The sequence below is a fragment of the Pseudooctadecabacter jejudonensis genome (genome assembly GCF_900172275.1).
GTDB lineage: Bacteria > Pseudomonadota > Alphaproteobacteria > Rhodobacterales > Rhodobacteraceae > Octadecabacter > Octadecabacter jejudonensis.
Genome location: NZ_FWFT01000005.1, coordinates 219,256 through 240,713, shown reverse-complemented (window position 1 = coordinate 240,713; position 21,458 = coordinate 219,256). Strand labels below are relative to the sequence as shown.

The 21,458-nt window shown below is 60.8% G+C and carries 17 protein-coding genes; 6 read left to right on the top strand and 11 right to left on the bottom strand.

Annotated elements, in window-relative coordinates:
* Nucleotides 1–83: 83 nt before the first annotated feature.
* The 5 genes from xylA to xylF form a co-directional block, all read right to left on the bottom strand.
* Entirely contained in the window at nt 84–1,385 is a 1,302-nt protein-coding gene (gene xylA, locus PSJ8397_RS14750; RefSeq protein WP_085865384.1) for a xylose isomerase, read from the bottom strand.
* A 1-nt stretch (nt 1,386) separates the two neighbouring features.
* On the bottom strand, nt 1,387–2,817 hold the full coding sequence (gene xylB, locus PSJ8397_RS14745; RefSeq protein ID WP_200811326.1) for a xylulokinase: 1,431 nt from the start codon (nt 2,815–2,817) through the stop codon (nt 1,387–1,389).
* The gene (locus tag PSJ8397_RS14740) at nt 2,817–3,563 is read right to left on the bottom strand and encodes an ATP-binding cassette domain-containing protein (RefSeq protein ID WP_085865382.1); all 747 of its coding nucleotides are present in this window, start codon (nt 3,561–3,563) and stop codon (nt 2,817–2,819) included. The genes xylB and PSJ8397_RS14740 overlap by 1 nt, the downstream gene beginning before the upstream one ends.
* Nucleotides 3,563–4,855 carry a sugar ABC transporter permease gene (locus PSJ8397_RS14735; protein ID WP_085865381.1) on the bottom strand — a complete coding sequence of 431 codons (1,293 nt, stop codon included), beginning with the start codon at nt 4,853–4,855 and terminating at the stop codon, nt 3,563–3,565. Before PSJ8397_RS14735 ends, PSJ8397_RS14740 begins: the two co-directional genes overlap by 1 nt.
* A gap of 111 nt (nt 4,856–4,966) precedes the next feature.
* Entirely contained in the window at nt 4,967–6,001 is a 1,035-nt protein-coding gene (gene xylF / locus PSJ8397_RS14730) for a D-xylose ABC transporter substrate-binding protein (protein WP_085865380.1), read from the bottom strand.
* Nucleotides 6,002–6,301: 300 nt separating this feature from the next.
* On the opposite strand from xylF, the gene PSJ8397_RS14725 reads away from it, so the two are divergent.
* Entirely contained in the window at nt 6,302–7,480 is a 1,179-nt protein-coding gene (locus PSJ8397_RS14725) for an ROK family protein (protein WP_306372147.1), read from the top strand.
* Nucleotides 7,481–7,515: 35 nt separating this feature from the next.
* Nucleotides 7,516–8,943: a CRTAC1 family protein gene (locus PSJ8397_RS14720; protein WP_235000781.1), complete on the top strand. Its 1,428-nt coding sequence runs from the start codon at nt 7,516–7,518 to the stop codon at nt 8,941–8,943.
* 12 nt (nt 8,944–8,955) lie between these two features.
* Here the strand turns inward: PSJ8397_RS14720 and PSJ8397_RS14715 are convergent, their stop codons facing one another.
* The 3 genes from PSJ8397_RS14715 to PSJ8397_RS14705 all read right to left on the bottom strand — a co-directional run bounded on the left by PSJ8397_RS14715 (nt 8,956) and on the right by PSJ8397_RS14705 (nt 14,221).
* Nucleotides 8,956–10,266, bottom strand: coding sequence for a cytochrome-c peroxidase (locus PSJ8397_RS14715; RefSeq protein ID WP_085865377.1), 1,311 nt, complete (start codon nt 10,264–10,266; stop codon nt 8,956–8,958).
* Nucleotides 10,267–10,744: 478 nt separating this feature from the next.
* Nucleotides 10,745–13,177, bottom strand: a complete 2,433-nt coding sequence (locus PSJ8397_RS14710) for a GcvT family protein (protein ID WP_085865376.1) — start codon at nt 13,175–13,177, stop codon at nt 10,745–10,747.
* A gap of 93 nt (nt 13,178–13,270) precedes the next feature.
* Nucleotides 13,271–14,221: a LysR family transcriptional regulator gene (locus tag PSJ8397_RS14705; RefSeq protein WP_085865375.1), complete on the bottom strand. Its 951-nt coding sequence runs from the start codon at nt 14,219–14,221 to the stop codon at nt 13,271–13,273.
* Nucleotides 14,222–14,300: 79 nt separating this feature from the next.
* Here PSJ8397_RS14705 and PSJ8397_RS14700 point away from each other — a divergent pair, with 79 nt between their 5' ends.
* Nucleotides 14,301–15,818 carry a trimethylamine methyltransferase family protein gene (locus PSJ8397_RS14700; protein ID WP_085865374.1) on the top strand — a complete coding sequence of 506 codons (1,518 nt, stop codon included), beginning with the start codon at nt 14,301–14,303 and terminating at the stop codon, nt 15,816–15,818.
* A gap of 54 nt (nt 15,819–15,872) precedes the next feature.
* Nucleotides 15,873–16,808 carry an NAD-dependent epimerase/dehydratase family protein gene (locus PSJ8397_RS14695; RefSeq protein ID WP_085865373.1) on the top strand — a complete coding sequence of 312 codons (936 nt, stop codon included), beginning with the start codon at nt 15,873–15,875 and terminating at the stop codon, nt 16,806–16,808.
* Here the strand turns inward: PSJ8397_RS14695 and PSJ8397_RS14690 are convergent.
* From PSJ8397_RS14690 to rpe, 3 genes are all read right to left on the bottom strand, one after another.
* Nucleotides 16,805–17,731, bottom strand: a complete 927-nt coding sequence (locus PSJ8397_RS14690; RefSeq protein ID WP_085865372.1) for a sensor histidine kinase — start codon at nt 17,729–17,731, stop codon at nt 16,805–16,807. The two genes, PSJ8397_RS14695 and PSJ8397_RS14690, sit on opposite strands and share 4 nt — an antisense overlap.
* Nucleotides 17,731–18,453, bottom strand: a complete 723-nt coding sequence (locus PSJ8397_RS14685; RefSeq protein ID WP_085865371.1) for a response regulator transcription factor — start codon at nt 18,451–18,453, stop codon at nt 17,731–17,733. Before PSJ8397_RS14685 ends, PSJ8397_RS14690 begins: the two co-directional genes overlap by 1 nt.
* 250 nt (nt 18,454–18,703) lie before the next feature.
* Complete coding sequence (gene rpe, locus PSJ8397_RS14680; RefSeq protein ID WP_085865370.1) at nt 18,704–19,393, bottom strand: ribulose-phosphate 3-epimerase; 690 nt, start codon at nt 19,391–19,393, stop codon at nt 18,704–18,706.
* A 106-nt stretch (nt 19,394–19,499) separates the two neighbouring features.
* Here rpe and PSJ8397_RS14675 point away from each other — a divergent pair, with 106 nt between their 5' ends.
* On the top strand, nt 19,500–20,363 hold the full coding sequence (locus tag PSJ8397_RS14675; RefSeq protein WP_235000779.1) for an AraC family transcriptional regulator: 864 nt from the start codon (nt 19,500–19,502) through the stop codon (nt 20,361–20,363).
* A gap of 71 nt (nt 20,364–20,434) precedes the next feature.
* Nucleotides 20,435–21,421, top strand: coding sequence for a deoxyribose-phosphate aldolase (gene deoC, locus PSJ8397_RS14670; RefSeq protein WP_085865418.1), 987 nt, complete (start codon nt 20,435–20,437; stop codon nt 21,419–21,421).
* Nucleotides 21,422–21,458 lie beyond the last annotated feature (37 nt).

Genomic DNA, 21,458 nt, shown 5'->3' with positions numbered 1-21,458 from the left:
TGCGGCAAGCCCCCAAAAGGAAACGGCCAACAGGCCTGAACGGGAAGACCGTTGTCGTGGTCATCCCGTCCTCCGCCTAGGGGCTACACAAACCGGTTGACCAGATTCTCCAGACGTTCCTGTCGGCCAGAGGCTGGCTCCGGGTTGATGTCGTTCACCCGCACTTGCGCCTCGATGGACGTAAGATCTGACGACATCAGGCCTTTGCCAAATTCGCTGTCCCATCCGGCATAACGCGATGCGCGTGCACCTTCCAATCCACCGTCCTCAAGGATCGCAGCGGCGGCTTTCAGACCGGCCGCACAGGCATCCATACCGCCCACATGGGCCAGGATCAGGTCCTCCGCATCCAGCGATTGCCGCCGCAGCTTGGCGTCAAAGTTTGTACCGCCAGTGGTGAACCCGCCCGCCTTCAAAACCTCCAGATAGGCCAGTGCCATTTCCGGCACGTTGTTGGGGAACTGGTCGGTGTCCCAGCCGGACTGATAATCGTTGCGGTTCATGTCAATGGATCCGAAAATCCCCAATTCGCGCGCCAGTGCCAGTTCATGTTCGAACGTGTGACCGGCCAAAATGGCATGGCCCTGTTCGATGTTGACCTTCACCTCTCCCTCAAGACCAAAGTCCTTAAGGAAGCCATAGACGGTGGCCACATCGTAATCATACTGATGTTTTGTGGGCTCCTGCGGTTTGGGTTCAATCAGGATCGCGCCATCAAAACCGATCTTGTGTTTGTAATCGACAACCATCTGCAACATGGCACCCGCCTGCGCGCGTTCACGGCCCATGTCGGTGTTCAGCAAGGTCTCATACCCCTCACGCCCGCCCCACAGCACGTAGTTTTCGCCGCCCAGCTTCATGGTCGCATCCATGCACGTTTTGATTGTTGCTGCAGAAAACGCGAAGACCTCAGGATCAGGGTTCGTTGCGGCCCCTGCCATGAACCGGCGGTGCGAAAACAGGTTCGCAGTGCCCCACAGCAACTTCACCCCCGTCGCGTCCATCTTCTCGGCGAAGTAATCAACGATCTCTTCCAAACGGGCGGAGTTCTCGGTGAAATTCGCGCCCTCAGGCCGGACATCCGCATCGTGAAAACAGAAATAAGGCACGCCAAGGATCTGGAACATCTCAAAGGCTTCATCGGCCTTCAGCTTGGCCAACTCCATGGTGTCCCCAAACCAAGGGCGTTCAAACGTCTGCCCCCCAAAAGGGTCGCCCCCGGGCCAGGCAAACGAATGCCAATAGGCCGCAGCGAACCGCAGATGGTCTTTCATCGGCTTGCCCATCACCATCTCATCGGGGTTGTAGTGGCGGAAGGCGAATTCGTTGGTGGTGTCCGCGCCCTCGAAGGCGATTTTGGGGATGCCGTTGAAAAAGTCGGTCATGTTAAAGGTCCTTCAAGACGGAGTAGGCGTGTTTATAACGAGAGTGACCCTCAGCCATCGCATCGGTCAGCTTGGAGATCGGGTCGATTGTTTTGGACAGCGGTGGCTGGGTTGCGACCTCAACGCCTGCGCCTGCGGCCATCATGCCAAGACGCGCGGCCCCAAAAGCAGCCCCAAAGTCACCGGCGGCAGGCACATCCAGCGGAATGCCCAGCGTGGTGGCCATCATCTGCAGCCAGTGGTCTGATTTTGCGCCACCGCCCATGGCCAGCGCACGGGGCAACGTTGTTCCTGTCGCAGCCAAGGCATCGCGGCAATCGGCAAAGGCAAAGCACACGCCCTGCATCACCGCGCGCGCGGCTTCTTTCGCATCGGTCGCGTGATCCAGATGCAGGAAGTGTCCGCGCACGGCGGCATCATTATGGGGCGTCCGTTCGCCGCCCAGATAGGGCAGGAAAAGCGTCCGTGAGGGCGCGATGACCTCCCCCAGATCACCCGTCAACTCTGCCACCGATTGGCCGGTCAGACGGGACACCCAATTCAGCGCGTCCGTGGCGGCCAAAATCACCCCCATCTGGTGCCACGTGTCGGGCACCGCATGGCAAAAGGTATGCACAGCCGTCGCAGGATCAGGGCGATACCCATCATTCGCCGCGAACAGAACGCCCGATGTGCCAAGGGACACGAAACCCGTCCCGTCCTTGACCACGCCTGCGCCCATTGCCGCCGCCGCGTTGTCACCCGCGCCACCGGCCACCACGCAAACGGGCAGGCCCAGATCAGCCGCCAAATCGGCACGCAACGTGCCAGATACCGCAGACCCTTCGATCAACGCGGGCATATGTTCGCGCCCCAGCTGGCACGCGCCCAGAAGATCATCTGACCAATCCCGCGCGCCAGTGTCCAGCCACGACGTGCCTGCAGCGTCCGACATCTCGGACACATGTTCGCCGGTCAAAAACAGCCGCAGATAATCTTTGGGCAACAGCACCTTAGCGATATTTGCAAAAACATCAGGCTCATTTTCACGCACCCAATCGACCTTGGGCGCAGTGAAGCCAGGGAAAACGATATTGCCCGTGATGTCGCGAAACTGCGCGTCCGCATCCATCCGCGCGGCTTGATCTGCCGATCGGGTGTCGTTCCACAACATGCAAGGCCTGAGCGGCCTATCATCCGCACCCACCAAAGTGGCGCCGTGCATGTGTCCGGCCAACCCAATCGCCTGAACCCCGGTGACATCCGCCCTGCCCGCCAAAGCGCGCAAGGCCACGACGGCCGCGTCGCACCACGACGCAGGATCTTGTTCAGACCAGCCGTCATGGCGACGTTCAACCGTCAAGGGCACCGAATGTTCGGCCACCACGGTCTGGTCTGCGCCGACCAGGATCGCCTTCAGCGACGATGTCCCCAGATCCAGACCGATGAACATCAAGCCGCAGCTTTCGGGTTTTTGCCCAAGATGATCATCGACAAGATGTCATCCTCGGTCACGTCTTCCACCCGTTCGGTGCCGACCATCTGACCGTTCTTCATCACCGCCACACGGTCGCACAACTCCATCATTTCACGGGTGTCGTGACTGATGAGGAAGATGCCCAAACCTTGCTTTTTCAACTCCTGAATAAGCTCGGCCACCATGGCGGTCTCATGCACACCCAAGGCCGCCGTGGGTTCATCCATGATCAGGATCTTGGCGTTGAAATACACCGCCCGCGCAATCGCCACCGACTGACGTTGACCCCCCGACAGGGCCGATACAGGCTCTTTGAGCTTTTTGAAATTGGGGTTAAGGCGCGCCATGATCTTGCGCGTCTCCGCCTCCATCCGGTCGTCATCCACAAACCCCAACGCCGTCGTTAGCTCACGCCCCAAAAACAGGTTGCTCGCCGCGTCCAGATTGTCGGCCAAGGCCAGCGTCTGGTAGATGGTTTCGATGTTGTAATCGCGCGCATCGCGGGGCGATGTGATGGTGGCCTTTTCGCCGTTGATGCGGATTTCGCCGCTGTCCATCTTGTAGGCCCCTGACAGCATCTTGATCAGCGTCGATTTACCGGCCCCGTTGTGGCCCAACAGACCCACGACCTCACCCGCCTCCAAAGAGATCGAGACATTGTCGACCGCCTGTACCCCGCCAAACGCGATAGAGACGTCTTTCATTTCAACCAATGGTGCCATTATTTTGCCCCCACGCGCTTACGGTATTGAATGTCGATAAAGACGGCGAGGACGAGGACCGCGCCCACAACAAGGTTCTGCAACGGCGCATCCACGCCCACCATGGCCATGCCCGATTGCAACGATTGCATAATCAGCGCACCAAGGATTGCGCCGTAGATCGTGCCCAACCCACCCGACAACGCCGTGCCGCCAATGACAGCGGCTGCAATGACGCGCAATTCGTCCAACGTCCCGATGTCATTGGTGTGGTTGGCCAAACGGGCCGATGCGACCAAGGCGGCCAGCGCACACAGCACGCCCATCAGCGCGAAGATCTTGACCGTCAACATCCGTGTGTTGATGCCCGAAAGCTCTGCCGCGTCGGGGTTGCCGCCCGTGGCGAAGATGTAGCGGCCAAGCCGCGTTTTCTGCGCAATAATCGTCATGACAGCGGCCACCGCGATCAGCAACAACACCGAAATCGGCAGGCCATACACCGGCGTGCAACCTTCGGCCACTTCGCAGCCAAACCGCGCAGGGTCACGGGCCACGACCCGCTCCGGCACACCGTAGCTTGTCAGGATCCCCACAAAGCCCGCAATGGCCGCAACACAAATGCCCGCCAGCGTCACTTCGGCCCACATTGGCTTTACATTGAACCCGTGCTTGGCCTTCACGCGGCGACTGTTGAAAATCAAAAAGACGGTCGCGACCATGGCGATCACGCCAACGACCCAGCTCAGTGGTCCGCCAAGGGTGCCGTTGATCCCACCAAACATCATATAGGTCTTGTCGAGTGGCCCGATGGTCTGCCCTTCGGTCAGATACCACCCCACATTGCGCCAGACGAGGAACCCGCCCAACGTCACAATGAACGCAGGGATGCTCAGATACCCGATCATCCAGCCGTTAAAGGCCCCGATGATCGCACCCACAATGAGCCCGCCAATGATGGTAATCCACGGGATCGCCCAATGGCCAATCTCGAACACATCCGTCAGCCACCGCACCTGTGTCATCGCCATAAAGGCCGAACAGGTCGCCAACACAGCGCCCACGCTCAGGTCAATGTGGCGGGTCACGATGATGAACACCATGCCCGTCGCCATAATGGCGACGCTCACCGTCTGGATCGTCAGGTTGAAAATGTTGCGCGGGGTGAGGAACCGTCCGTCCGTCATCACATTGAATACCAGCGCCACCAGAATAAAGGCGCCGATCATACCCAACAGACGGGTATCAAGCTCCAGTTCCTGGAAAATGCTGCGTTTGGTTTGGGTCTTCGGGGCATGTGCCGTCTGATCGGACATGAAAAACTCCTCCGCTCAGGCGCGCGGATCTGCGGCCTGCGGTGACGTAAGCGAATTGTGCGAAAGTAGGGAATCCCGGCCCACGTCACGCGCAGGCCGGGACACAGAGGCTTAGTTACAAGGCGCCGGGCCGTCGGTGACGCCCTGACACAGTGCATCCACTTCGATCCAACCGGCGTCGGTCACGACGGTCAGGTTGTCAGCTGTGACAGGCACAGGTGCCAGGAAGATCGCGGACATGTCGGTCCCTGCGGGCGACGTCCATTCCATTGCACCTTCAACGGCAGAGAAATCACCGTTGGCTTCGGCCAACTGCACAGCGATGTTGCCAGCAGCGGCACCAAGCTCACGTGCGTCTTTCCAGACGGACACGGTCTGCGTGCCCAATGCGACGCGGTTCAGCGCGGCGTGGTCGCCGTCCTGACCGGACACCGGAATGCCTTCCATACCCTGAGCGGTCAGGGCTGCCACAACACCACCAGCGGTGCCGTCGTTGGAGGCCACAACAGCGTCAACCATGTTGTCGTTGGCTGTCAGGATCTGTTCCATGTTGCGTTGCGCGTTCGCAGGCAACCAACCGTCGGTGTAGGCTTCGTCGACGATGGTGATGTCACCGGCGTCAATCGCGGCCTGCAGGACTTCCTGCTGACCACCGCGCAGGAAGTCTGCGTTTGGATCGGTGGGGGAGCCTTTGATCATGACGTAGTTGCCAGATGGCTGCTGTTCCAGAACAGCGCGCGCCTGCATCCGGCCCACTTCGACGTTGTCGAACGTCAGATAGAACGCACGGCTGTCTTCGATCAGACGGTCGTAGCCCACGACAGGAATGCCTTCTGCGGCGGCTGCCTCAACAGCTGGGCCGATGGCGGCGCTGTCTTGTGCCAAGATGATCAGGGCGTCAACGCCCTGTGCGATCAGGCTTTCGACGTCGGACAGCTGCTTGGCGGACGAAGACTGCGCATCCGCAGAAATATAGGTCGCACCAGCGGCCTCAAGCGCGCCAACGATGGCGGCTTCGTCGGTCTTCCAGCGTTCTTCCTGAAAGTTGGACCAGCTGACGCCGATTGTCATGCCGTGGCCGTCTGCATAAACAGTCGTGCCCAAAGAAGTCGCCGTCAAAGCGGCGGCCATAAACAGTTTTTTCATTATAACCTCCCAGTTAGTGCCGTCCTGCAAGGACGACAGCGAGTCGGTTGACCCGATGGCATTAAACTTCCCTAATTTATTTTAGCTGTCAAAATAAAATTTTCAAAAACCGCACATTTTTGTCGCCAACCCCGAAAAACCGTCTTAACCTTTGCTCACATACGGGGTTTATGCTGCACCTGCGGCATTTTTAATTTAGGGGATGAAATAATGTCAGCATCTCTGGCAAATGTGTCCGCAACACAGCCCACGACAGGGTGCGGCCCTCTTTTGACGGGCGCCCGCGAGGGGGGACAAACCTTGCGACAGAATGCTTTCGAATACGTCCGCGCCCAAGGTCAGGCGACCCGTACAGACATTACGCAGGCCCTCGGCATCAGCGCGGGCTCCGCGACGACACTGACGGCGGACTTGATCACGGCCGGATTTCTGAAAGAGGTCCAAAGCCCACAAAAAGAAAGCAGTCGCGGACGTCCACGGGTGGCCCTGACCGTTGTCCCGGACGCAGGCTATGTCATCGGGATCAAACTGGCCTTCAAACGTCATATCGCCGTGATGATCGACTTTTCAGGGAACCTGATTGCACAGGCGGATCTGCCCTCAGGCGACGTGCGCCGGCCCGTTGAGCAGCTGATGGATGAGGCCGAGGCGCTGATCCACAAACTCCTCGCCGCCAGCGGAAAATCTCAAACGGATATCTGCACCGTCGGGATCGGCCTGCCCGGAATCATTGATCACCGGTCCGGTGTCGTCGTGTGGTCCGCCATGATCACAACGCGTGATGCCAACCTCGCTGATCTGTTTGCCGAACGGTTCACCATGCCCGTGGTTCTGGACAATGACGCCAACATGCTGACCTTGGCCGAATTGTGGTTTGGCCAAGGGCGCAGCATGTCCAGCTTCGCGGTGGTCACAATTGAAAGCGGCGTTGGCATGGGCCTTGTCCTCGACAACCAATTGTACCGTGGCGCCAATGGCTTGGGTCTGGAATTGGGCCACACCAAAGTGCAACTGGATGGCGCGTTGTGTCGATGCGGTCAGCGCGGCTGCCTGGAGGCCTATCTGGCAGACTACGCCCTCAGCCGTGAGGCCTCCACAGCCCTTGATCACGCCTCCCCGACACCGCGCGCACCCGAACACACCCTGGAGGCGCTGTTCCAACAAGCCAAAGCAGGCCACACCGCCGCCGAAACCATTTTTCGCCGCGCCGGCCGCTATCTGTCGCTGGGGCTGTCGAATGTCGTACAACTGTTTGATCCTGCACTGATCATCCTGTCGGGTGAACGCATGCAATATGACTACCTTTATGCTGAGACCGTGATGGACGAAATGCACAAACTGACCCTGAACGAAGGACGCAAACCCTGCAAAATCGCCATCCATGCATGGGGTGATCTGGTCTGGGCGCGCGGGGCTGCCGCCCTCGCCCTGTCCCATATCACCACCCGCATGATCGCAGGTGAGGCCCGCGCGGCATGATCCGCCCCGTCTGTCTATTCGTGTGTCTGGCCAGCATGACCACCGCGGACCCGTTGTTCGAAAACCGCTCCTCCGCATTACCGCCCCACAGTTACGAAGGCGATTGGACGCACTTCGTGGGCGGCGGCGTTGCTGTCTTTGATTGCAACGGCGACACCCTGCCCGACGTCTTCGCCGCGGGCGGTGCAGCCCCTGCGCGCTTGTTCATCAACACCGGCGATTTCACCTTCTCCGAAGGAGCCGTTCCACCGCTGATCGCCACGACCGGCGCCTATCCCATTGATCTTGACGCCGACGGCCATGTTGATCTGTTCACGTTGCGCAACGGCGCCAACACGGTCCTGATGGGCGGCCCCGATTGCACCTTCAGCACCGACGACACCACGGGCATTGCGCCCACGGACGCGTGGTCCACTGCCTTCACGGCGTGGTGGGATGGAAACGACAAACCGACCCTCGCCGTTGGCAACTACGTGGATCAATCCGACCCCATGGGCCCGTTTGAGGCCTGCGACGACAACGTCATCCACCATCCCACGCCAAACGGCTACATGGCCACGCCCTTGACACCTGGCTTTTGCCCTTTGTCCATTCTGGCCGCCCGCGACGCGCGGGGCCGTCCGACGCTGCGTCTGTCCAACGACCGCCATTATTATGTGTCCGGCGGGTATGAGCAAATGTGGGACATCGCGGATCGCCGCTTTCTGGGCCCCGAAGACGGCTGGCAGAACGTATCTCTCTGGGGCATGGGCATTGCGTCGCGCGATTTGACCGGCGACGGACGTGATGAAGTGATGCTGACCTCGATGGGCGACCAACTCCTGCAGATCGCAGGCGAAGACGGCACCTATAGCGCCGCGCCCTTCTCCATCGGCTCCTACGCCCAGCGTCCACATACGGGCGGCGACGGGCGGCCCTCGACCGGTTGGCACGCGGAATTCGGGGACGTGGACAATAACGGGCAGGCGGATCTGTTTATCGCCAAAGGCAACGTGGACCAGATGCCCGGCATGGCGACCCGCGACCCCAATAATTTGTTGATGCAGCAACCGGATGGCACATTTGTCGAACGGGCTGAGACGGCTGGCATCGCATCTTTTGATCGGTCCCGTGGCGGGGCCTTGGCTGATTTTGACGGCGACGGTCGGCTTGATCTGATCGTCACCAACCGCCGCGCCCCGCTGGAACTTTATCGAAATGTCACGCCAGACACCGGCAACTGGCTGCGTGTCGACCTCCGCCAATCTGGCGGAAACCGACACGCCATCGGCGCGATCATCCGCATCGGCTCACAAAGCCAACAACACACCATCGGCGGCGGCCACGCGGGCGGACAACTGCTGCCGCGTCATTTCGGGCTGGGGGATGCAACAGACGTCACGGTTGAGGTCACTTGGCCCGACGCCAGCACTTCGACCCACACGGCCACGGCGAACCAAACCGTGTTGATCGAAAAGCCCTAAGGCCTGCCCGCTCTAAGGAACCGGCAAACCACTGGGCACAGCCTCCGGCACGCCCAAACGTCCCTCGATGGCCGCCTCATCTGTCAACGCATGCAGAAAAGCGACGATCTGGTCGATCTGCGCATCGCTCAGCGTGACAGGCCCGACCTCAACAGCCGCCGCAATCGCCGCAACCTGACTTGGGTCATCCATCACCGCGAAATCCACCGCATCAAACGCAGGCCAGACGACCTGACTGCGGTCATAGCGGGACAGCGCCGTCACCGGATCCAGATGATCACGCACAAAGCCCGTCAAATCGGTATGTGCACCCGCATGCCCCCAAGGCCCCGTGCGGGCCACATTGCGCAACGACGGCGTGCGAAACGCATAAAGATCGCCCGCATCGCCCGTCACCCGAAACCGCCCCTCGTCACGGTGGTGATCCTCAAAGGTTGCAGATTTTCCTGGCCCGATCTGCGGCACCCCCATGGCATGAAACTGATGATCGGTCTGAAACGGACCCGCATGACAGGCCACACAGCCCGCGTCGCCATAAAACAAAGTAAGGCCCGCCAAGGCATCGCCAGTCAAAGGCTGACCGCGCAAATGCGCATCAAAGGGCGACGTATCGGACCGCCATTCCCACGCCATAAACACAGCAATCGCGTTTGAAATATCGGTGAACGCAATATCGTCGGGGGCTTCGATGTGCGGATAAACGGCCTCAAACCGCGCCGCATATTCCGGAACAGCCGCCACGCGGCGTGACAGGATATCCCACGCACCGTCCTCGCCTGTGATCCGCCCCTGCCGCACGGCCAAGGCCACATCGTTCTCACGGAATGATCCCGCCATCTCATCACGGCTCAGCACCGGAAACATGGTCTGTGCCGACAACACAGAGGCAAACCCCTCCGCCATGTCCCCACCCATTGGCGTTCTGATCCCGCTGGGCTGCGTGACATCTGCCTCCAATCGTCCGTCATGGAACATGACAACAAACTCCGACGCCCCAAGATTGAACAGCGCAGGCGCGTTGCGAGGGATCCGCTCCTCAGGCACATTCGCAGGATCAACGCGCCGGTCCGGCCCCAAGCCGATCCCACCGTCCCCAATCGACAACGAAACGCCATCGGCAGTGGCATGGGTCGGATGATGACAGGTGGCACACGACACCGTGCGATTGCCCGACAAAATCGCATCGTAAAACAACAGCTGACCCAGCTCCGCCTCATCCAAATCGACCGGTGCATAAAGATCATCGGTGACAGCAGGCGGCAAATCCTCCGCCGCCGCCGCCGCGGCCCATCCACATGCAACAAAGACCCAAAAACGCGTCATGACATTCCCCTCCCAGCTGACAAAACTGTAACCCGCCGCCCCTTCACCTGACCAGAAAAACTCCCGCCGGAGGCGAACAAAATTCCGGAATTTTGTTGCCCCTCTCATGTCACGCGCGATCGTGTCTTGTAGGCGGCATTATCCCACAGCCAGTTGTCCATCACGTCTGCAAAGACAACCACCGCCGCGATCACCTCAACCTCATCCGAATCAAGTCGCGTGAACCCGAACCGGATCAGATCCGGTGCACGGACATCGCCAACCCCGACAACGCCTATACACCTTCACTGACGACATATCGCTCATTGTGAAAGACCCAGCAGGCGCACCAACACGGTCGCCAACCCACGCAGGTTTCGCCTTTAGCAACGGCCCCGAAGCATTTCCATCAAGGGTGATCATCCCCTCGGTCAGGTGAAACATAGCTTTGAGCAGCTCGGTCGCAGCGTCCTTCACGCTTTGGTGCACCCTGCGTAAGTCAACTGCGAATGCGCGCATAGTCCGGATCGTAAGGGCCCGCGGGGATCACGCGTGCCGGCACCCGTGTGCCCAAAACATCCACCTCAAACGCGGCCCCAATCGCCGCGTGGTCCGGCCCCACAAAGGCGTAGGCCAGGTTCTGCCTGACGCGGTGGCCCCAATCGCCGGATGTGACCGTGCCAACATGCGTATCGCCCATCATCACCGACGCCCCGCCATGGGCGGGCGCATCGGTGCTGTCCAAGACCAAAGTGACCAACTGCGCAGTCTTGCCCTTGGCCACGCGGGCCTCCAACGCGGCTTTGCCCACGAAGTCCTTATTCATGGATACAAACCGGTCCAGCCCTGTCTCGAACGGATCAAATTCGGTGATGATGTCGGATTTCCAATGCAGGAACCCTTTTTCCATCCGCATCGCCTCAATCGCGCGCGCGCCGAACACGCGCATGTCATGCGCCGTACCCGCCGCGCGCAGCGCCGTCCAGGCCGCAAACAGGGACGCATTGGGCACGTGGACCTCATACGCCAACTCGCCTGAAAAACTGACGCCCATGACCGTCGAGGGGGCAAAGCCCACGAAACATTCTCGCACGCTAAGCCATGGAAAGGCCTCCGCTGACCAATCGCCACGGCTCACCGCGGCCATGACATCCCGCGCTTTCGGCCCCGCCACGACCAAAATCGTCTGATCGTTGGTCAACGACCGCAGCTGGACATCTTCGCCGTCCGCCACATGGGCGCGCAACCAATCCATATCGTGAAATTCCGACGCCGCCGCCGATCCGTACCAAACGCGGTCCGGGCCGCGATCGGACGCAGGAAGATTGGCCACCGTAGCCTCTGCCTTTACGCAGCCATGATCGTTCAGCAAATACCCCAGCCCCACGCGGCCGGGCGTCTTCGTCACCCGTCCGCAGATCACTCGATCCAGAAACGCGTGTCGGTCCGCACCCGTGATCTCGATCCGGTTGAAACCATTGACCTCGGCGATGCCGACGGCGTTCTGAACGGCCATGACCTCATCACGCACCAGATCAAACGCCTCATCAAACTTGAAACTGTGAGTCACATGAAAATCAGGCGAAGGTTTCATAAACTCCACCCGCTCCCAACCATTCACCACCGTAAACTCAGCCCCCTCTGCGGCCAGAATGGGGGTCAGCGGCGTCGTCTTTGCCCCACGTCCCGCAGGGCGATGTTCGTTGGGGAAATGGAACCGGAATTCGTTCTGATAATCCTCAATCGCCTTCAGCGCCGTCAGCTCAACATTGGTGTGGCCTGTAAACCGGCGCGGGTCGATGACCCAAGTGTCATAGCAAGCCTCTCCATGAACAATCTGCTGCGCCAACAGCCAGCCATGTCCGCCGCCCTCACCGAGGCCAGCCCGCAAACCGATGCAGCAATAGGCATTGCGCTTGCCAGGGATGGGGCCGACCAGCGGCGCGCCGTCAATCGTGTAGGTAATCGGCCCATTGACGACGTTCTTGATGCCCACCTCCATCAACGCGGGCATCCGCTCAAAAGCCCCCTCCAACACGTCCGTGATCCGATCCAGATCGTCAGGGCACAGATCATTGGTGAACTTCGGGTCAATGCCGTCCATGCCCCACGTCCGGCAATCCTGTTCATAGAACCCCAACAACAGGCCCTGCTTTTCCTGACGGCAATAATAGTCGCTAATGGGACAGCGCAGCAGCGGCATCCGGTGGCCTGCGTCGATGATGCCCTGAATGTCTTCGGTCACGAAATACTGGTGTTCCATCGACATCACAGGGTGGTGCACGCCCATCATCGCGCCCACCTCATTGACGCGGTAGCCGCAGGCGTTGACCACGACCTCACAGTCGATGTCGCCCTTGTTGGTATGAACGGTCCAGGTGTCGTCACGATGCTGGGTCAGGCCGGTGACTTCGGTCTGGCGGTAGACCTCCGCCCCCGCCTTGCGCGCCCGCCGCGCCAATGCCTGACAGAGGGACGCGGGATCAATGTCGCCGTCATTGCCATCCCACAGCCCCCCCACCAGATTGTCGGTGGAAATCAGCGGATGCCTGCGCGCGCATTCTTCGGCGTCGATCACCTCGAACTCAACATCCATGCCCCGCGCCATGGATGCAAAGTGGCGATACCCCTCCATCTGGGCCTCTGTGTTCGCAAGCCGGATACCGCCATCACCATGATTGTACTGCACAGGATAATCCGGATCGTCGCGCAAGTCCTGATACAGCTTGATCGAGTGGGATTTCAGACCAACCATCGTCTGGTTCATGCCAAAGTTTGTCACCTGCGCCGCCGAATGCCACGTGGTGCCAGACGTCAGCTCATCACGCTCCACAAGCACAACATCGCTCCAGCCTTCTTGCGTCAGGTGATACAGCGTCGAACATCCCGCAATGCCCCCGCCAATGACAACGGCTCTGGTCTGGGTTTTCATGGGGCAATCCTCCGGCTCTGCAACAGGGAGAGGTCAGCAGATCAGGGGGCGTCGATCAATCCTTGGACCATACGCAAAATCTTTAATTCGGAATTACCGAAGCACTTGAAGCCCGTCACCCAAAAACGGCAATCGGGTCTGAGCGTCCTGCAGAATCCGGTCCCCAAGGCAGGCCCGCATGTCGCCCGCCATCTGTGCGGGCAATCCGCCAAGCGCGCCCGCCCGCGCATGCAACGCCAGACGTCGCGAAAATGCGGGCACCGGAAGGGGATGTGCCCGCACCAGGTTCCCCGCCAAAGGCGTGCCAAGAAAGGCCAAAGCCGTCGTCACAGCCCAACCGCCCAACTCTGACGTCATGGCAAACAACGCCTGATTGGTCGAAAACTCAAACCCGCGCGGCGGCGACACCCCCGACCGACGCAACTGCGCCTCAATCTGCCGTCCGATCTGCAAATCACCCGCATACCGCACAAAGGGCCGCGACAAGATCGCTTCGGGCGCAAGACCCGGGGCTGTCACCAACACGAACGGGTCACGCAAAATGGGGTGCTGTTCAACCCAATCAACCTCTGCCACCGTGTCGACGGCCATCATCAAATCCACCGCACGACTGCTTAATGCGTCATGGTTTTCATGGCTGGCCCCACTGGACAAAGTGACCGAAATGTTCGGAAACCTCACTTTCAGCCGCAACAACCACGGCGCACAAACCGTCGCATCCAACTCCTCAATCGATGCGACGTGGACCGCCATTGGCGGCGCCTGATCAGCCATGACCAACTGCGCCTTCACCGCTGACACGTCATCCAACAACGCTTTCGCGGCGGGCAAAAAGACCTCTCCCGCGCGGGTCAATCGAAACTGCCGCGCGGATCGCTCAATCAGCTTTGCGCCCAGCGCGGCCTCCAACGTGGACAGTTGCTGTGACACGGAACTGGCCGCCATGCCCAACCGATGGGCCGCCCGCGTGACGGATTGCGCCTCAACAGCGGCGACAAACACCTGTGCGGCGCGAAACGTAAAGGGGGGATCAGCATTCTCCATAATCTAATCATAATTTCGGTTTTTCCGCAGACTGTCCAGCAGACTTGCGCCGGGCCCCTCAGCCGTCGACGCTACGGCCATGACACGCCCAACCCGTTCCGGCCGCAAGGCCCGCCATGCCAAAGCGGCCGCCCCGCCGCGCATCAACCCCGCAGCCCCCGGTCAGATCGGCGGGCAATACCGCCCACTGACAAACGCCGAATGCAAACAAATCTACGACACGGCCCTGCGCCTTCTGTCTGATCTTGGCATGGGGGAAGTCCCCGATCGTTTGCGCGATGACCTTGTGACCGCTGGGGCCACAGACAAAGGCGACCGCATCGTCCTGCCGCGCACCCTAGTCGAAGACTGCATCGATCGCGCGCCGAAAACATTCCCCCTCTACGGGCGGGATCTTGACCGCACGATCGAGGTCGGCGGGTCCCGCGTTTACTTCGGCACCGGTGGCGCGGCGGTCAACACACTGGACCGCGACACCGGCCTCTACCGCCCGTCTACACTGGCCGACCTGCACGATTTCACGCGCCTGCAAGACGCGCTGGACAACGTGGCGTGGTTCACGCGGTGTTGCATTGCGGGTGATATGGACAGCGAATGGGCGCTTGATGTGAACACCGCCTACGCGCTCATGGCGAACACCACAAAACCGGTCGCCACGGCGTTTACACTGGCAGACCACGTGGCCCCACTTGTTGACCTGTTCAACCTCGCCTCAGACGGCCAGTTCGACAAAACCCCGTTCGTCAAAGCTCACATCAGCCCCGTCATCAGCCCCATGCGGTTTGGCGAAGACGCGGTCGACGTGACCTATGAATGCCTCGCGCACAACATCCCCGTCAGCTGCATCACCGCAGCACAGGCGGGCGCCACGGGCCCCGCAACGCTGGCGGGTTTCCTTGCCATGTCGCTGGCCGAAACCCTGGCCTCCCTGACGATGGTCAACATCATCAAACCTGGCCACCCGATGGTGTTTTCCAACTGGCCGCTGGTCGTTGATCTGCGCACCGGGTCCTTCGCGGGCGGCAGCGGGGAAACCGCCGTCCTCAACGCGGCCTCAGCGCAGCTGATCAACTGGCTCGGCCTGCCCTCTGGCGTGGCCTCCTCGATGACCGACGCCAAGGCAATCGACGCGCAGTACGGCACTGAAAAGGCGCTGACGTCTCTGGCCGCAGCCCTCGCAGGGGGCAACCTCATTTACGAATCCAGCGGCATGACCGCGTCCCTGCTTGGCGCATCCTTCGAGGCCTTCGTGCTGGACGATGAAATGCACAGCCTCACCTATCGGGCCTTGCGTGGCATCGAAGTCAGCGACGACACGCTGGGCTACGAAGCCACCGTCGCGGCCATCCTGCGCGATGGGCATTTTCTAGGCGACGCCCAAACCCACGCCGCCATGGAACGCGATTATCATTACCCGTCCCTGGCAGACCGCGACGACCCGCGCACCTGGGCCGAAAACGGCGCGCTGACCGCCTATGACCGCGCCAAGGCCCGCGTCGACCAAATCCTGCGCGACCACTGCCCGCGCTACCTGTCCGCCGACCAAGACGCAAAAATCCGCGCATCTTTTGACATCCGGCACCCCGCCTGCCCTTGACCCGCACGCGCAGGCAGACCACCCTCTGCCCGAACGCAGAAAAAAGGCCGCGCCATGTCAAAACTCTACCGCAAAATCGTCCTCACAGGGGCCTGCGGCGCCCTTGGCATGCAGATCCGCGAAACCCTCGCCGCCCGTGCGGACACCCTGCTGAGTATGGACATCGCCGACGCGCCGGACACGCTGCTGCCCAATGAAACCTTTGTGCAAGCGGACTGCGCCAGCCTCGACGCGGTGCTGCCCTTGATGGAGGGCGCGGACATCGCCGTCCACTTCGCCTCAATCCCTGATGAACGCCCCTTCGAGGACCTCTTGGGGCCCAACTACCTCAGCTCCTACAACGTGTGGGAGGCCGGCCATCGCCACGGTGTCAAACGCGTCATCTACGCCTCCTCAGTGCACGCAGTCGGCATGGTTGAAAACGCCGCCGGTGCGGATCTGGATGTGGATCACGCGCCAGACACCTTCTACGGTTTGGCCAAGTGTTTCACCGAAGATCTAGGCAAACTTTACTGGACAAAACGGGGGATGGAATCGGTGCATTTGCGCATTTTCTCCTGCACAGAAGAGCCTCAGAACCCCCGCGCCCTGCGCACCTGGCTCAGCTACGACGATCTGCGCCATTTGGTGGATTGTGCGGTCAAGGCCACGACCACTGGCTTCACCTGCATCTGGGGTCTGTCCAACAATGACCGTGCGCCAGTCAACAATGCCAAAGCCGCCTTTTTGGGCTACCACCCCAAAGACAACGCCGAGAACTGGGTCGATGCGCTGATGGCAAATGCCCCTGCCTCCGATCCATCCGATCCGGCGCAACTGTGCCTCGGCGGCCCGTTTGCGACAGTGCCCTTGGGCGAAAGCGGGGTGGCTGGCATCAAGGCGATGGGCGCCGCAGCTGACTCCGCGCCCACTCAGAACCCCGCCCAAGCAGAGCCGAACAAACTGCCGTCCTTCCTGACCAAAAAGGGCATGGGACAAGAGCACCGTTAGAAACGGACCTCAAAACGTGCGCCCTCCGACGACGGCGCGAGTGCAATCTCCGCACCATGGGCATCCAACACACGGCGGACAATGGCGAGGCCCATGCCCGTGCCGCCCGCTTCGCGGCGTGTGGTAAAGAACGGCTCAAAAATACGCGTGCGGTTGCCGTCTGAAATGCCGGTTCCGTTGTCTTCGACCCATAGGATATCGCGGAACCCGACAGTGACCTGAGTTGCCCCATGGGCGCGGGCATTGCCCACCAGGTGGTCCAGAACCAGACGCAATGCGGCCTCGGGCAAGGGCACATCGCCGTCTGCCTCAACCTCAACATCTGTCGCAACATCCGACAAACGCACCACGCCGCCCGCTGCGGGTTCTTGCGCCTGCGCAAGGGTCCGCTGCGCGTCCAAAAGGGCCGTCATCCGGTCGGCTGCGGCCTCAACCCGCGCGATCAAACGGGCGCGTTCGGGGTCGGGCAAATCCGGCAGCGCCAGCAATTCCGCGGCGCCCCGCACCACCGTCAGGGGCGATTTCAACTCATGGGTCACGTGGTCCGCATAGCCGCGCAACACAGCCTCGCGGCTTTGCAACGCGCGGCCCATATCCAGCACCGACTGTCCCAACCCCTCCATGTCCGACGTGCCGTAATGATCCAACGGCGCCACCGCTGCGCGGTCCCCGCGCCGCACCGACGCCGCTCGGTCCCGCAGCGCCGTGATCGGACGCAATAAAATCCGCCACAGCATCCAACCCAAGACGAACGTGGTGCCCAAAACACCAAAACCCGCGACCCAAACCGCCTCTCGGTAGCCGATCATCGGCCACATGTAGCGCACAAAGAAAATGCCCACGATGGGCAAACACAACACCACCGCCAAGGTGCCGCCCAACACCATCCACAGCGGCGGACGCCATTTCGCGGCAATCCGCATCACGCAGAGGCCCCGCAGCCCGCATCTGATCCACCGGCCGAACACGGACCCATCCGGATCCCGATGCCGTGCATGGTTTCAATCGCATCTGCACAGCCAGCAGCCCCCAGTTTGGCGCGCAGATTGCGCAGATGGCTGTCCATCGTCCGGTCGCTGACATGCACGTTGGTGCCATAAATTGCATCCACCAGATCAGGGCGCGGATGCACCTGATCAGGCCGCGTGATCAACTTCACCAGCAGGTCCATCTCCCGCGCGGTCAAGGTCACGACCTCACCCGACACGCGACACAGGTGACGCGCCGGATCAACCTCCAACACACCATGACGCAGTACACTGTCCGCCGCTGCGGCCACCGTGCCACCGCGCCGCAAAATAGCCTTCACACGGGCCACCAATTCGCGGGGCGAAAATGGCTTGGCCAGATAATCATCAGCGCCCATTTCCAACCCGATGATGCGGTCAACCTCGTCGCCTTGGGCGGTCAGAAACAAAATCGGGACTTCGGACGTGGCCCGAATGCGGCGGCACACCTCAAGCCCGTCCATCTCAGGCAGGCCGATGTCCAGCACCACCAGATCAGGCTTGATGCGCTGGGTCGCGGCCAAGCCTGCGGCGCCGTCGCCCGCGTCTTCCGTCTGAAACCCTGCCTGCCCCAGTGCGATGCGCACCACGTCACGAATGTCCGCGTCATCATCGACAATCAGGATTGTGCTGCTCATGGCGTGGCCCCCTTCTTTACCACCTTACAGTCCAAGCGTTGCGGTGGAAACGGGCGGTTGTCGTGGTCCAGCCACCACGCATCCCAGATCAGGGATGCCGGGACGTGATGCATTAATGTTTTGGTCATAAAGGGATCCCCTGCCAGTCTGGTGCCATACGCGAACCATACGCAAGCCATACGCTTGCCATACCGTCTATACAGGGCCTATGCAGGGCGTCCTGCACATCTGTGCAGATTATGTGCAGAGGTTACAGCGCCCCTTCAGCCGCCTCTCGAATGGCGCGGATGTTGTCACCGTAGACCTGCGGCGCGTCCACGGATCCACCCCGGAACACAGCCGATCCCGCGACCAGCACATCGGCCCCCGCCGATGCCACAAGGGGGGCTGTGTTGGGGTCAATTCCGCCGTCCACCTGAATGTGAATGGGCCTGTCTCCCACCATCGCGCGACACCGCGCCACTTTGTCGACCATGGCGTGCGTGAACTTTTGTCCACCAAAGCCGGGGTTGATCGTCATGATCAGGATCATGTCGATATCATCAAGAATATCAGACACATGGTCCAACGGGGTTGTCATGTTCAGCGCCACCCCGGCCTTGCACCCTTCGGCCCGCACGGATTGCAGCGACCGGTGCAAATGCGGCCCGGCCTCGGCATGCACAGTGATCAAATCACTGCCCGCCTTGGCGAAATCGCCAATGTAGGGATCGGCCGGAGAAATCATCAGGTGCACGTCCATAAACGTTTTCACATGAGGCCGGATCGCTGCCACGACGTTGGGCCCGATCGTCAGGTTCGGCACGAAATGACCGTCCATCGGATCCACATGGATCCAATCCGCCCCCTGTGCCTCAACCGCATGAATTTCCGCCCCGAGTGCCGCAAAATCAGCGGATAGAATAGACGGCGCAATCTTGATCGAACGGTCGAAGGACATCTTGTTAACCTCTTTGTGGTGTCATAGGCGCATTACCCCGTTGCACGCGGCTTGTCACACCAAAACCTGCGGCTTTTACGGTTCCGTGGCATCAAATGACCATGCTATGAACGGTCACATGGAGACAGTGCAGACCCTGACCGCCGCCCAAATCTTTGCCTCCGATGAGGCGTTCTTGCTGATCCGCGCGGATTTGGACACCCGCCGTCCCCGCGGGCTGCACACCCAGGACTTTCACGAAATGCTCTGGGTTCAAAACGGGACGGTGCGTCTGCATATGTCCGGGTTGAAAAGGGATTTGACCGAAGGTGATCTGGTGTTCATCGCGCCAGATCAGCCCCACGCCATTCAGGGCAAAGGGGATGCTGCAATCGTGGTGTCCCTTGCCATCCGTCCCGGCGTCATCCGGGCCATCGGCAACAGACATGAGGATTTGACGGGACTTGCCTTCTGGGCGGGCGGGGCGACGCCCGCCGTGACACACCGTGACATTCGGCAACTGGCGGACCTGAATACGGCAGCCCTGAAACTGGAACGCAGCCCCCGTGACAAGCTGTATCTTGAAGCGTTCTTACTTCCACTTTTGACGGCCCTTGATCGCGCGCCAGACGGCCTGCACCAAGGCGCGCCCGATTGGTTGATCCACGCGTTGTCCGCCGCCCGCGATCCGGCGGTCTTTCGTCAAGGGGCCGCCGGATTTGTGGCACTGTGCGGACGGGCCCACCCCCATGTGTCGCGCACCATGCGCCGTTACACGGGGCAGACACCTGTGGAATACATCAACGCGCAACGCATGGCCCATGCCGCGCGCTGTCTGACCGGAACCGCTGACAGCATCTCAGACATCGCAGACAGCTGCGGCCTGCCGAACCTGTCGCATTTTCACAAAACCTTTCTTGCGGCCTTCGGCGAAACGCCGCAAAAATATCGCACCGCGCGCCAGCGCGATCTGGTGCAACCCCGCGGCTGACCGCGGCGTCACCGCTTGCCAACCGTTTGGCCCCGTGACAGGTTGATGCCTTACCAAACCGGACGCCTATGATGCAGACGACAACCCCCACTCAAACCCACCTGCCGCAGGTCCAAGAACCGCGCAATGATGGCATGCCATTGGATCTGTCTTGGGTCCGGTCTGTGCAGGCCAACACTTCGGCCATTGAACGGCGCGCGGTGACCTTGCCCGGACGTCGGTCCGTCAAAAAAGACCACCAAGCCGCATGGCTGTGCAAGGCGATTAGCCTGATGGATCTGACAACGCTGAGCGGGGACGACACCGAGGGCCGCGTGCGCCGCCTGTGCGCCAAGGCGCGCCAACCGGTGCGCGCCGATTTGCTCCAAACCCTTGGGATGGAAGGCCTGACAACGGGGGCAATCTGCGTCTATCACGACATGGTGCCCACCGCTGTCGATGCGCTGCGCGGCACGTCCATCCCCGTCGCCGCTGTCTCCACCGGTTTTCCGGCGGGTCTGTCGCCCTTTCATTTGCGCATCGCAGAGATCGGCGAAAGTGTTGCCGCAGGCGCCGAAGAAATCGACATCGTCATCACGCGCCGCCACGTCCTGCAGGGCAACTGGCAGGCGCTGTATGACGAAATGGCCGAAATGCGCCGGACCTGTGGCACAGCCCACGTCAAGGCGATCCTCGCCACGGGGGAGCTTGGTTCGCTCCGGAATGTCGCCCGCGCATCGCTGGTGTGCATGATGGCAGGGGCGGACTTTATCAAAACCTCAACCGGCAAAGAAAGCGTCAACGCAACCTTGCCCGTGACCCTGACCATGATCAGGGCCATCCGCGACTATTACATGCGCACGGGCCTGCGCGTCGGCTATAAACCCGCAGGCGGCATCAGCAAAGCCAAGGACGCGCTGGTGTATCTAAGCATGATAAAGGATGAACTGGGCGACCGTTGGTTGCAGCCTGATCTGTTCCGGTTCGGCGCGTCTTCCCTGCTGGGCGATATCGAACGTCAGCTGGAACACCATGTCACCGGTGGCTATTCCGCCGGCTGGCGTCACGCGATTGGATAGCCTGTGGATTTGAGTTTTTTTGGTCAGATGAAGAAGG

Excerpts from the sequence above, each read along its gene's own strand:
- xylA (WP_085865384.1), bottom strand. The coding sequence starts at position 1,385 with ATGACCGACTTTTTCAACGGCATCCCCAAAATCGCCTTCGAGGGCGCG.
- xylB (WP_200811326.1), bottom strand. The coding sequence starts at position 2,817 with ATGTTCATCGGTCTGGATCTGGGGACATCGTCGCTGAAGGCGATCCTG.
- PSJ8397_RS14740 (WP_085865382.1), bottom strand. The coding sequence starts at position 3,563 with ATGGCACCATTGGTTGAAATGAAAGACGTCTCTATCGCGTTTGGCGGG.
- PSJ8397_RS14735 (WP_085865381.1), bottom strand. The coding sequence starts at position 4,855 with ATGTCCGATCAGACGGCACATGCCCCGAAGACCCAAACCAAACGCAGC.
- xylF (WP_085865380.1), bottom strand. The coding sequence starts at position 6,001 with ATGAAAAAACTGTTTATGGCCGCCGCTTTGACGGCGACTTCTTTGGGC.
- PSJ8397_RS14720 (WP_235000781.1), top strand. The coding sequence starts at position 7,516 with ATGACCACCGCGGACCCGTTGTTCGAAAACCGCTCCTCCGCATTACCG.
- PSJ8397_RS14715 (WP_085865377.1), bottom strand. The coding sequence starts at position 10,266 with ATGACGCGTTTTTGGGTCTTTGTTGCATGTGGATGGGCCGCGGCGGCG.
- PSJ8397_RS14710 (WP_085865376.1), bottom strand. The coding sequence starts at position 13,177 with ATGAAAACCCAGACCAGAGCCGTTGTCATTGGCGGGGGCATTGCGGGA.
- PSJ8397_RS14705 (WP_085865375.1), bottom strand. The coding sequence starts at position 14,221 with ATGGAGAATGCTGATCCCCCCTTTACGTTTCGCGCCGCACAGGTGTTT.
- PSJ8397_RS14700 (WP_085865374.1), top strand. The coding sequence starts at position 14,301 with ATGACACGCCCAACCCGTTCCGGCCGCAAGGCCCGCCATGCCAAAGCG.
- PSJ8397_RS14695 (WP_085865373.1), top strand. The coding sequence starts at position 15,873 with ATGTCAAAACTCTACCGCAAAATCGTCCTCACAGGGGCCTGCGGCGCC.
- PSJ8397_RS14690 (WP_085865372.1), bottom strand. The coding sequence starts at position 17,731 with ATGCGGATTGCCGCGAAATGGCGTCCGCCGCTGTGGATGGTGTTGGGC.
- PSJ8397_RS14685 (WP_085865371.1), bottom strand. The coding sequence starts at position 18,453 with ATGAGCAGCACAATCCTGATTGTCGATGATGACGCGGACATTCGTGAC.
- rpe (WP_085865370.1), bottom strand. The coding sequence starts at position 19,393 with ATGTCCTTCGACCGTTCGATCAAGATTGCGCCGTCTATTCTATCCGCT.
- PSJ8397_RS14675 (WP_235000779.1), top strand. The coding sequence starts at position 19,500 with ATGAACGGTCACATGGAGACAGTGCAGACCCTGACCGCCGCCCAAATC.
- deoC (WP_085865418.1), top strand. The coding sequence starts at position 20,435 with ATGCAGACGACAACCCCCACTCAAACCCACCTGCCGCAGGTCCAAGAA.